10 protein-coding genes are annotated in these 9,326 nt (G+C 66.1%); 3 read left to right on the forward strand and 7 right to left on the reverse strand.

Annotated features, from left to right (window positions below; all coding sequences use genetic code 11):
- Positions 1–221: 221 nt before the first annotated feature.
- Positions 222–764, reverse strand: a complete 543-nt coding sequence (locus VLR48_RS14605; protein WP_325292495.1) for a hypothetical protein — start codon at positions 762–764, stop codon at positions 222–224.
- A 338-nt stretch (positions 765–1,102) separates the two neighbouring features.
- Between VLR48_RS14605 and VLR48_RS14610 the strand changes: the two genes are divergently transcribed.
- Positions 1,103–1,537, forward strand: coding sequence for a hypothetical protein (locus VLR48_RS14610; protein WP_325292496.1), 435 nt, complete (start codon positions 1,103–1,105; stop codon positions 1,535–1,537).
- 149 nt (positions 1,538–1,686) lie between these two features.
- On the opposite strand, the gene cysS is transcribed toward VLR48_RS14610, so the two are convergent.
- The gene (cysS, locus tag VLR48_RS14615) at positions 1,687–3,087 is read right to left on the reverse strand and encodes a cysteine--tRNA ligase (protein WP_325292497.1); all 1,401 of its coding nucleotides are present in this window, start codon (positions 3,085–3,087) and stop codon (positions 1,687–1,689) included.
- 286 nt (positions 3,088–3,373) lie between these two features.
- Between cysS and VLR48_RS14620 the strand changes: the two genes are divergently transcribed.
- Together VLR48_RS14620 and VLR48_RS14625 are read left to right on the forward strand one after the other, a co-directional pair.
- The gene (locus tag VLR48_RS14620) at positions 3,374–3,862 is read left to right on the forward strand and encodes a peptidylprolyl isomerase (RefSeq protein WP_325292498.1); all 489 of its coding nucleotides are present in this window, start codon (positions 3,374–3,376) and stop codon (positions 3,860–3,862) included.
- Positions 3,828–4,649, forward strand: a complete 822-nt coding sequence (locus VLR48_RS14625; protein WP_325292499.1) for a UDP-2,3-diacylglucosamine diphosphatase — start codon at positions 3,828–3,830, stop codon at positions 4,647–4,649. Before VLR48_RS14620 ends, VLR48_RS14625 begins: the two co-directional genes overlap by 35 nt.
- 174 nt (positions 4,650–4,823) lie before the next feature.
- Here VLR48_RS14625 and VLR48_RS14630 read toward each other — a convergent pair whose 3' ends face one another.
- The 5 genes from VLR48_RS14630 to VLR48_RS14650 form a co-directional block, all read right to left on the reverse strand.
- Positions 4,824–5,123: a hypothetical protein gene (locus VLR48_RS14630; protein WP_325292500.1), complete on the reverse strand. Its 300-nt coding sequence runs from the start codon at positions 5,121–5,123 to the stop codon at positions 4,824–4,826.
- A gap of 21 nt (positions 5,124–5,144) precedes the next feature.
- Entirely contained in the window at positions 5,145–5,615 is a 471-nt protein-coding gene (locus VLR48_RS14635; protein WP_325292501.1) for a rhodanese-like domain-containing protein, read from the reverse strand.
- Positions 5,616–5,669: 54 nt separating this feature from the next.
- Positions 5,670–6,332 (reverse strand): response regulator transcription factor, encoded by a 663-nt coding sequence (locus VLR48_RS14640; RefSeq protein ID WP_325292502.1) that lies wholly within the window; start codon positions 6,330–6,332, stop codon positions 5,670–5,672.
- Complete coding sequence (locus tag VLR48_RS14645; protein ID WP_325292504.1) at positions 6,332–7,876, reverse strand: histidine kinase; 1,545 nt, start codon at positions 7,874–7,876, stop codon at positions 6,332–6,334. The genes VLR48_RS14640 and VLR48_RS14645 overlap by 1 nt, the downstream gene beginning before the upstream one ends.
- Before the next feature lie 68 nt (positions 7,877–7,944).
- The coding region (locus VLR48_RS14650) for an ABC transporter ATP-binding protein/permease (protein ID WP_325292503.1) at positions 7,945–9,326 on the reverse strand (1,382 nt) is incomplete at its 5' end.

Consider the following 9,326-nt stretch of genomic DNA (forward strand, 5'->3'; position numbering starts at 1 on the left):
TTTGCTACACGCTTCTTTCAGCTTGGCCTCACGGCGTCCACCTTGCGCTTCGCTACGGTTGTCGTCACTCTCTCCGGCGACCTCTTTGCAGATCGCAAGTCTTGGCCCATGCCGGGCACACTAGGGGCGACTTCAGTCGCCTCTTGGTCTCATGTAAACGTGGACCGGGCGACTGGGCGACTAAAGTCTCCCCTACATCGCCCCTACACCCTCTACATCCCCTACGGCGCGTCGTTGCGCCCGCGATTCAGGCCGCCGAGGGGCAGATGCCCGAACACGATGTCGCCCTCGGTCCCGTCGTCGAGGGCGATCTTGCCGATGCCGTTGCGACCGTCGCCCGCGCGGATGACGTCGGCCCAACCGCTGCGCCCGTCGTCGCAATAGACGTCGAAGACGGCGTCGGCCGAGCCGGTGAAGGCGTTGTAGCCGCCGCGGCAGATGTGCTTACCGTTCGAGACACGGAAATCGGCTACGAAGGGAGCAGAACGATAGTGGCCGACGTAGACCTCGCCGTCCATGATGACGGCGAAGGGGCCGGATGTGGAAAAGCCCGGCGGCAGCGGACTCGGCTGGCCGCGGTCGATCTCGTCCAGCACCTCGCTCACGCAGGAGGAGTAGGATTCCGGATCCAGGTGCGCGCAGAGCCGCCGGGCATAATCCATCGGCGAAACGCTCGCACCGATCCCGCCCAGATGATTCGGCGGCACGAGTCCGCAGGCCCCGAGCAGGATCGGCAACAGGGCGACGAGATGGCGTCGGGTCATAAGCGTTCTCCGCGCAAGACGACCGGTAACCTCGCGGGCCGGACGGTCGGGTCAGGACGGCGGTCGGTGCCGGTCGAGACCGCGTCGATTCGGATCCTTGCCCGATGACCAGGCGGTCAGTTTAGGCCCAATCGGTCCCGCCGGGGAGCCATTTCAACCCGTCTCCCGGATCCCGGGTCCGGCGGTCCACTGCTCGGTCCATGCGCGGATCGGCGCATGAAGCCTCTGCGTCCCGCCCTGCACAGCGGGACGCATTCGGACTGCAGTTGCTAAAGACGGCGAGCCCCGGATGCGGCCGCCCCCGATCTCGAATCAACCCGACACGGAGCGACTCAGGGATGCAAACCAGGCCATTCATGCACGGAACCAAGCCTAGCGAGGGGCTCGGCGAGGGGCCGCCCGAGACGATTCGACTCGGCGCGCGGTCGAGCGTGGGTCTCCTCGTCCTCGGCCTCGCGAGCCTGCTCCTCGCGGCCCTGTCGGGCGGCTGCGCCCAATCGCCGGGCTTGCCCGGACAACTCGCCGAGCTCAGCTGTATCGGCGCCTGCCAAGGCGCCCGAGACAGGTGCAACGCCGATGCGCGCTACGACTATCGCCAGTGCCAGGCCGGCTACAGCGAGGCATTCGTCGACTACCGCCGGTGTCTGGCCTCGGCATTCGAGCGCTCCGATTGCGGTTATCCCTGGTGGTCCTGTGCCGAGAATCTCTACGGCTACTGCGCCAATCGCGCCGTCGAGTGCGAGCAAGCCTGCCGGGCACGCAACGCCCCCTGATCCCCAAAAACCCGATGGGTAGAACGCAGCGAAACCCATCCTCCCCGCTCGAACGCCTGAACCCAGCCCCGCCATCGCACCTCCGGCGGAAGCGATCGCCGCGCGGCCCTCTCGGTTCGGATGCCTTCAGATGCGTTCAGGATCCAAGGTCAAGCCCCGCGGCGCCAAGCCGTCCCGCTCGGTCCATCCTCGAGACCGATGCCCGCCTCGGTCAGCAGCTTGCGCAGTCGATCGGCCTCGGCCCAATCCTTGGCGGCGCGGGCCGCGATACGCGCCTGAATCAAGCTCTCGATCTGGGCATCCGACATCCCGCCGTCGTCGGCCCGGCCGCGCAGATAGAGCTCCGGATCCTCCTGCAGGATGCCGAGTATGCCGCCGAGCCGTCGCAGCACGGCCGCCGGACCGGCGGCGGCGACGGGATCATCCGCTCGGAGACGGTTGACCTCGCGCACCAGATCGAACAAGACCGCAAGCGCCTCGGGCGTATTGAAGTCATCGTCCATCGCTGCGTGGAAGCGCTCGACGAAGGGCTCGGCCACGGACGCATCCACCGCACCGGCCGCGATGTCCGGCACACCGCGCAAGGCCGTGTAGAGTCGGGTGAGTGCCGCACGGGCCTGCTCGAGATGCTCGTCGTCGTAGTTCAGCGGGCTGCGGTACTGGCTGGTCAGGATGAAATAGCGCACCTCCTCGGGACGGAAGCGCTGCAGGATCTCGCGCACGGTGAAAAAGTTGCCGAGCGACTTGGACATCTTCTCTTCGTTCACCCGCACGAAGCCGTTGTGCATCCAGACGTTCACAAAGGGCTCGCCGGTCGCGCCCTCGGACTGGGCAATCTCGTTCTCGTGATGCGGGAACTGCAGATCCGCCCCGCCGCCGTGGATGTCGAAATGGTTGCCCAGTGCGCAGGTGCTCATGGCCGAGCACTCGATATGCCAGCCCGGCCGGCCCAAGCCCCAGGGCGAGTCCCAGGCCGGCTCGCCGGGCTTCGCGGACTTCCAGAGTGCGAAGTCCAGCGGATCGCGCTTGGCCTCGTCGACCTCCACCCGGGCGCCCGCGCGCAGGTCCTGCGGATCCTTGCCCGAGAGTTTGCCGTAGCCGGGGAAGCGCGCGACCGCGTAGTAGATATCGCCGTTCTCGGCGACATAGGCGAGACCCTTCTCGATCAGTGTGCCGATCATGGCGAGGATCTCGTCCATGTGCGCGGTCGCGCGCGGCTCGTCGGTGGGCGGCAAGATCCCCAGCGCATCGGAGTCCTCGTGCATCGCCCGGATGAAGCGCTCGGTCAGCGCCTGCATCGGCTCGCCGGCCTCCGCGGCGCGGCGGATGATCTTGTCGTCGATGTCCGTGATGTTGCGGATATAGGTCACCTCGTAGCCGAGCGCACGCAGATAGCGATAGACGACATCGAAGACCACCATCACGCGCGCATGGCCGAGATGGCAGTAGTCGTAGACGGTCATCCCGCAAACGTACATGCGCACCTTGCCGGGCTCGATCGGCTGAAAGGGGTCTTTGCGGCGGGTGAGGCTATTGTGGATCTGCAACATGGAATGCACTCGCAAGTGGGTTGGTCCGGGCCGCAGCGGCCCCGGAGCCGAGGTTCCGGCAAGGCCGGCATGGTAGCAAAGCCGGGGATGCCCGCGTGAACCCGCCTTTCCCCGACCCGGCAAAGCCCGTACCATTCAACCCGGATCCGACATGGGAAACGCTGTTCGCGTGTGGGCTTCGCCTCGCATGCACCCGCAGTCGCCGCGGCGGACACAGCGCCGGTCGAACCCTATCCAAACCCGAGTGCGCCGCCGGCGCGCCAGCAATAGCCAGCGGAGATCCCCGATGATCAAGCTCACCACCAACCTCGGCGACATCCTCGTCGAGCTGGATGCCGAGAAGGCGCCCAAGACCTGTGCAAACTTCGAGCAGTATGTCCGCGACGGTCATTACGACGGGACGCTGTTTCATCGCGTCATCGACGGATTCATGATCCAGGGCGGCGGCATGGCACCGGACTTCACGCCCAAACCGACGCGCGCTCCGGTCGAGAACGAAGCCAAGAACGGACTGAAGAACCTCAACGGCACGCTCGCCATGGCCCGCACCATGGACCCGCACTCGGCGACCTCCCAATTCTTCATCAATGTCGCGGACAACGGCTTTCTGGATTATCCGGGGCAGGACGGCTGGGGCTACTGCGTCTTCGGACGCGTCGTAGAGGGCATGGACGTCGTGAACGCCATCCGCGGCGTGCAGACCGGCACCCGTCACGGGCACCAGGATGTCCCGGTCGAGGATGTCTTGCTCGAGCAGGCGGTCGTCGTCGAGTAACGCTCCGAGCCGGGACCGCCGCGAAGACCGCCGCGTGACTATTCAAGGCGTCAGTGTCTTCGTCTCGGACGTGCATCTGTCGCCGGATCGCCCGGCAACGGTGGACCTCTTCCTCGGCTTCCTCGCCGGGCGCGCCCGCGAGGCCGATCAGCTCTTTCTCCTCGGCGACATCTTCGACGCCTGGATCGGCGACGACGACGAGGGCACGCCCAACGCCGAGGTCAAGGCCGCGCTCGCCGCAGTGACGGCCTCCGGGGTCCGGTGTTATCTGATGCACGGCAACCGGGATTTCCTGATCGGTCGGGCCTTCTGCCGCGAGACCGGGTGCCGACTCCTGCGCGATCCGACCCTCGCCCGGTTCGACGGCGAGCCCACGCTCCTCATGCACGGCGATCTGCTCTGCACCGACGACGTCGCCTATCAGCGATTTCGACGCCGCATCCGCAACCCCCTCGTCCAGCGCCTCTTCCTCTGGCGATCGCTCGCGGCGCGTCGCAAGGTCGCCGCCGACTACCGACTCAAGAGCGGGGCCGCGACCGCGGAGAAGACCCCGGAGATCATGGATGTCAACCAGGAGACGGTCGCCCGTTATCTGCGCCGCTACGGCGCCGTGCGCCTGATCCACGGGCACACCCACCGACCGGGCGACCATCGCGTGCAGATCGACGGCCGAGAGGCCGTACGCTCGGTTCTGGCCGAATGGCACCCGGATCAAGGAGAGGCACTGATCCACGGACCCTCCGGCTGGCACCGCGAGCCGGTGCTGCCGTCAATCGACCCAGTGTAGGGGCGACTTTAGTCGCCCTCTGGTCGGACTGGGCGACTAAAGTCGCCCCTACCCCTCGCCGACCCGACCCGTTTTGTTGACGAGAGGAGCAGAACTTGCGCCGACGGTTGGTTCTGCCTCGCACGGCTCGGCACAACCTACAGCCGACACCTCTTGAAGACATGCAAAGCTTGCTCAAAGGGGGTCGGTCACCGGATCAAGCCCGATCGCGTCTGTCACGCGCTCGTCGGCCGAGGCGAATGAATAGCCGCATTGCTCCGGCGTCAGCTGCTCGGCGGCCACCCGCGGATACTTCCGGCAGCTCGGCGGGCGAACCGCGTAGACCGCGCAGCTGCTCAAACCCTCGTCGTCGAAGCGCAGGAAGGGGCAGGGATAGGGCAGCTTGCAGCAGGCACCGCAGCGGTTGCACGCGCCCGTTCGAGCCGGGTCAACCGGCAAGAGCGAAGTAAACAAGCGCTTGGTTTTATTCAGCATCCGAAGGTTTTTCCGAAAGAGTCATGAGTTCGCCGGCCGCATCTGATCCGGTCTGAGGCGCGGTGTGAAGTAGCGATCCGCATCGTCCAGGTCGACCGACTCCCCTGCCGCGTCGACCAGCGGCTGCTCGTAGTCCTTCCAGCCCCGCAGGCCCGTCTGCAGCGAGGAAACGTCTCCGTAACCGAGCAGGTTCATCGAATGGGCGGCCATGATGCTGCGGTATCCGGAGCGGCAGACCACCACGACCTCCCGGTCGCGCGCACGCACCAGCTCCGGGACCGTCTCCTCGTAGTCCCATTCACAGGCGGACTCGAGGATACCGCGCGGGACGTTCAGAGACCCGTCGATATGCATGGCCGCAAACTCATCGGGCTCGCGGACATCGACCAGCAGCAGATCCGGGTTCGCCGCAAGCCGCTCCTCCAGATCCCAGGGCATGATCTCTTTGACTTCGCTCAGACAGTCTTTGATGAGCTCTAAAAAGTTCTTCATCGCTTATTCCGCTCGGTATGGGCCATCGCTGTTCGCTTCGGACCCGGTGCCGACTCATCCGATATCCCGGCCCGCTCTGCGCTCGCACAGACCGCGCTCGACCGCAATTACGGCGGCCTCCACGCGCGAGTGGACATCGAGCTTGCGCAGGATCGCCTTCACATGGAGCTTGACTGTTCCGTCCGAGATATTCAGACGTCGCGCAATCGCCTTGTTGCTCTGACCCTCGGCGAGATGGCAGAGGATCTCGTGCTCGCGCGGCGTCAGGTCGGCGATCCGGCCCTCGGCGGCCATCCCCGCGGCCTCGCCCTGGACAGCCTTGGCCAGGACGATCGCCAGCTCGGGTGCCACCACCGTGCGGCCTTGGACGATCTCGCTCAGCGCCTCAATCAGGGCATCCGGCTCCATGTCCTTGAGCAGATAGCCCTGCGCTCCGCCCTGCAGCGACTCGATCACGTCGCGCTCCTCGGCGCTCGTCGTGAGCATCGCGATCGGCATGGTCGGATGTGCCGCACGCAACCGGCGAAGCATCTCCAGGCCGTCGAGCTGCGGCATGCGCATGTCCAGCAAGACCACGTCGGGCAGGGTCTCGGCGACACGCTTTAGACCCATCGCGGTGTCGCCCACCGCCGCGACCACCTGGATACCCCGGCGTTCCAACAACTCCTGAAGCCCGAAACGGAACAGGGCATGATCGTCGATCAGCAAGACGCGCATCAGGCCGCCACCCGTCCCTGGCGCGGGATGCGCCGGTTGCCGTCGAAGATCACCTCCACCCGCGTGCCCTCCCCGGCCTCGCTCTCGATACGCAGCTCGGCACCGATGCGCCGCGCGCGCTCCTCCATGATGGTCAGGCCGATGTGCTCGCCCGGATTGGATCCCTCCGCAGGGGTGCTGAACCCGACCCCGTCGTCTTCGATCAACAACACATGCTGGCCGTTGGACTCCCGAGCCAGCATCACCCTCACGGTATGCGCCTTGGAATGTTTGCGGATATTGGCCAGCGATTCCTGGACAATCCGCAAGATCTGAAGCTCTTCGCTCGCCGAGAGCTCGAATGGACGACAGTCGTTCTGAAAGAGCACGTGCGCGCCTGTCTCCTGGCCGAATCGGTGGGTCAGCTTCTCGAGCGCCGGCACGAGACCGCGTCGATCCAGGGGTGCACGGAAGCTCGCCAGCAGCTCGCGCAGCTCGGTATGGGCCTCGTCGAGCCCGCTGCGGATCCGGCTCAGATCATTGCGCGCCTCGAGCGAGATCGCACTGCCGCGCAGCGAGTCGGTCAGCATGCGACACTGAAAGCGCAGACTCGCCAGGGTCTGAGCAAGCGAGTCATGCAGCTCGTGCGCCAAGGAGTTGCGCTCCTCGACGATCGAAAGCCGCCGGGCCTCCATGTCCGAGCGCTGCTTGGCAATGGCGACACCCAAGTGATGCCCGACGGTGGCGAGCAGGTCCAGAATGTCCTCGCGGGCCTTCAAGCCGGGCCGGTCGATGAAGACGGTGTAGACGCCGAGCAGCTCGTCGCGGTGCTCCAACGGCACGGTGACCACCTCCATCTCGCTGCCGGCGAACATCCGTCGGCCGTAGACCTTGGAGCAATAGCGCGCGTCGTTCCCGCAGACGATCTCCCCCGGCGTGAGGACACTCCCGCACAGACACAGGTCCACCGGGCCGATATCCTGCTCGCGCACCAGATCGTCGTCCAGGCCGATCGCGCCGACGAGTCGCCGCGAGCCGTCGGGCATGACCAGACGCACGGTGGCAGCCCGGCCGTTGATCATTTCCTTCAACACCCGCAGGAAGCGCAGCAAGAGCTCGTCGACGCTCTCCGCCTGCTGGATCCCGGCGGCCACGTCGTAGAGGATCTTCAGCGAGGCGGTCTTCTGCGCCAGCCGCATGGTCTGGCGCGCGACGCGGTTGTCCATCTCCTCGTACAGGTCGGTCAGCTCTTCGTTCAGGCTGCGGATGTCGTGCGCGACCTGAGCCAGGACCCCGGCATCGTCCAAGGCATCGCTCGCGCCCGGCTCCCCTTGGCAGACCCGCGAGAGCGAATGCTCCAGGCGCACCAGAGGCAGCAGCAGCTGGCTGCGCAACCGGCTCCAAAACAGCAAGGCGGCGAATGCGGCGCCGACGAGCGCCGCCATCGCGAGCGGCGCCGCCCAGCCGAGATGCGGGCGCGCGCCCTGCAGGGTCAGCAGAGCGATCCCCGCTGCGAGCGTCGCCCCGACCACGACCAAAGGCACGGCGAGACCGGCCGCGCGCATGACCTCGCGGACCCGCGACGCCTCGATCTCCTCGCCGCGCTCCGCGACGATCCGCGCTTGACTCAGGCTCACGGCAACACCTCCGGATCCGTCGCGGCGTGCGCCTCCGTCGTCGCCGCCGTGATAGGCACCGGCGCATCCGGGCCCTCGCGCTGTTGCAGCTCCCACATGGCGGCATAGTGCCCGCCCGCCTCCAAGAGCGCGCGATGGGTGCCCTGCTCGCGGATGCGGCCCTGCTCCAACACGAGGATGTGGTCCGCGTCCACGACGGTCGACAGACGATGGGCGATCACCAGGGTCGTATGGTTCTCCGCGACCTCGGCGAGCGTTTGCTGAATCGCCTGCTCGGTATTGCTGTCGAGCGAGGAGGTCGCCTCGTCGAAGACCAGGATCCGCGGCTGCTTCAAGATCGCCCGCGCAATCGCCACACGCTGCTTCTCCCCGCCCGAGAGTTTCAGTCCGCGCTCCCCGACCATGGTCTCCCAGCCGTCGGGCAGACTTTCGATAAAGGTCCGGATGTGGGCCATCTCGGCGCAGCGCTCGACCTCCGCCCGGGTCGCCTCGGGCCGTCCGTAGGCCAGGTTGTAGTAGATGGTGTCGTTGAACAGGACGGTGTCCTGGGGGACGATGCCGATCGCCGCGCGCAGGCTCTCCTGGGTGATCTCGCGCAGGTCCTGCCCGTCGATCAGGATCCGCCCGCCCGTCACGTCGTAGAAGCGAAACAGCAGGCGCGCCAGGGTCGACTTGCCTGCACCGCTGTGGCCGACGACTGCAAGCGTCTGGCCGGGCGCGATCCGAAAGTCGACGTCCCGCAGGATCGCCCGTTCGTGCTGATAGTGAAAGTCGACGTGCTCGAAGCGGATCTCGCCGTCGCGCAGGCGCAACGCCTTGGTGCCGGAGGCGTCCTGGATCTCGGGGCGACGCTCGAGCAGCTTGAAGACCAGGTCCATGTCGGCCAGCGCATACTTGATCTGCCGGTAGACAATCCCGAGGAAGCCCAACGGAATGAACAACTGGAGCATGAGCGCGTTGACCAGGACCAGATCGCCGACGCTCATCTCGCCCTTGACCACGCCGTTGGCGGCGAAGGCCATGATCAGGGTGACGCCGATCGCGATGATCGCGCCCTGACCGAAATTCAGCAGCGACATGGAGGTCTGACTCTTGACCGCCATCTCCTCCCACTCGGCCAGAGTGCCGTCGTAGCGCTCGAGCTCCATGCGCTCGTTGCCGAAATATTTGACCGTCTCGTAGTTGATGAGGCTGTCGAAGGCCTGATTATTGGCCTCCGAGTCCAAGCGGTTCATCCGATGGCGATAGTCCATGCGCCATTCGGTGATGGCGAAGGTGAAGGTGAAATAGACCGCCACCGTACCGAAGACGACCAGCGCGAAGGCCGGGCTGTACTGCTTCAGGAGGATCACCGCGACCAGGGTGAACTCCACCAGGA

The sequence above is a fragment of the Thiocapsa sp. genome (assembly GCF_035467215.1).
Classification (GTDB): Bacteria; Pseudomonadota; Gammaproteobacteria; order Chromatiales; family Chromatiaceae; genus Thiocapsa.

What these genes read in the sequence shown, in the direction of transcription:
- VLR48_RS14605 (WP_325292495.1), bottom strand. Translation starts at nt 764, where the DNA reads ATGACCCGACGCCATCTCGTCGCCCTGTTGCCGATCCTGCTCGGGGCC.
- VLR48_RS14610 (WP_325292496.1), top strand. Translation starts at nt 1,103, where the DNA reads ATGCAAACCAGGCCATTCATGCACGGAACCAAGCCTAGCGAGGGGCTC.
- cysS (WP_325292497.1), bottom strand. Translation starts at nt 3,087, where the DNA reads ATGTTGCAGATCCACAATAGCCTCACCCGCCGCAAAGACCCCTTTCAG.
- VLR48_RS14620 (WP_325292498.1), top strand. Translation starts at nt 3,374, where the DNA reads ATGATCAAGCTCACCACCAACCTCGGCGACATCCTCGTCGAGCTGGAT.
- VLR48_RS14625 (WP_325292499.1), top strand. Translation starts at nt 3,828, where the DNA reads ATGTCTTGCTCGAGCAGGCGGTCGTCGTCGAGTAACGCTCCGAGCCGG.
- VLR48_RS14630 (WP_325292500.1), bottom strand. Translation starts at nt 5,123, where the DNA reads ATGCTGAATAAAACCAAGCGCTTGTTTACTTCGCTCTTGCCGGTTGAC.
- VLR48_RS14635 (WP_325292501.1), bottom strand. Translation starts at nt 5,615, where the DNA reads ATGAAGAACTTTTTAGAGCTCATCAAAGACTGTCTGAGCGAAGTCAAA.
- VLR48_RS14640 (WP_325292502.1), bottom strand. Translation starts at nt 6,332, where the DNA reads ATGCGCGTCTTGCTGATCGACGATCATGCCCTGTTCCGTTTCGGGCTT.
- VLR48_RS14645 (WP_325292504.1), bottom strand. Translation starts at nt 7,876, where the DNA reads ATGCGCGCGGCCGGTCTCGCCGTGCCTTTGGTCGTGGTCGGGGCGACG.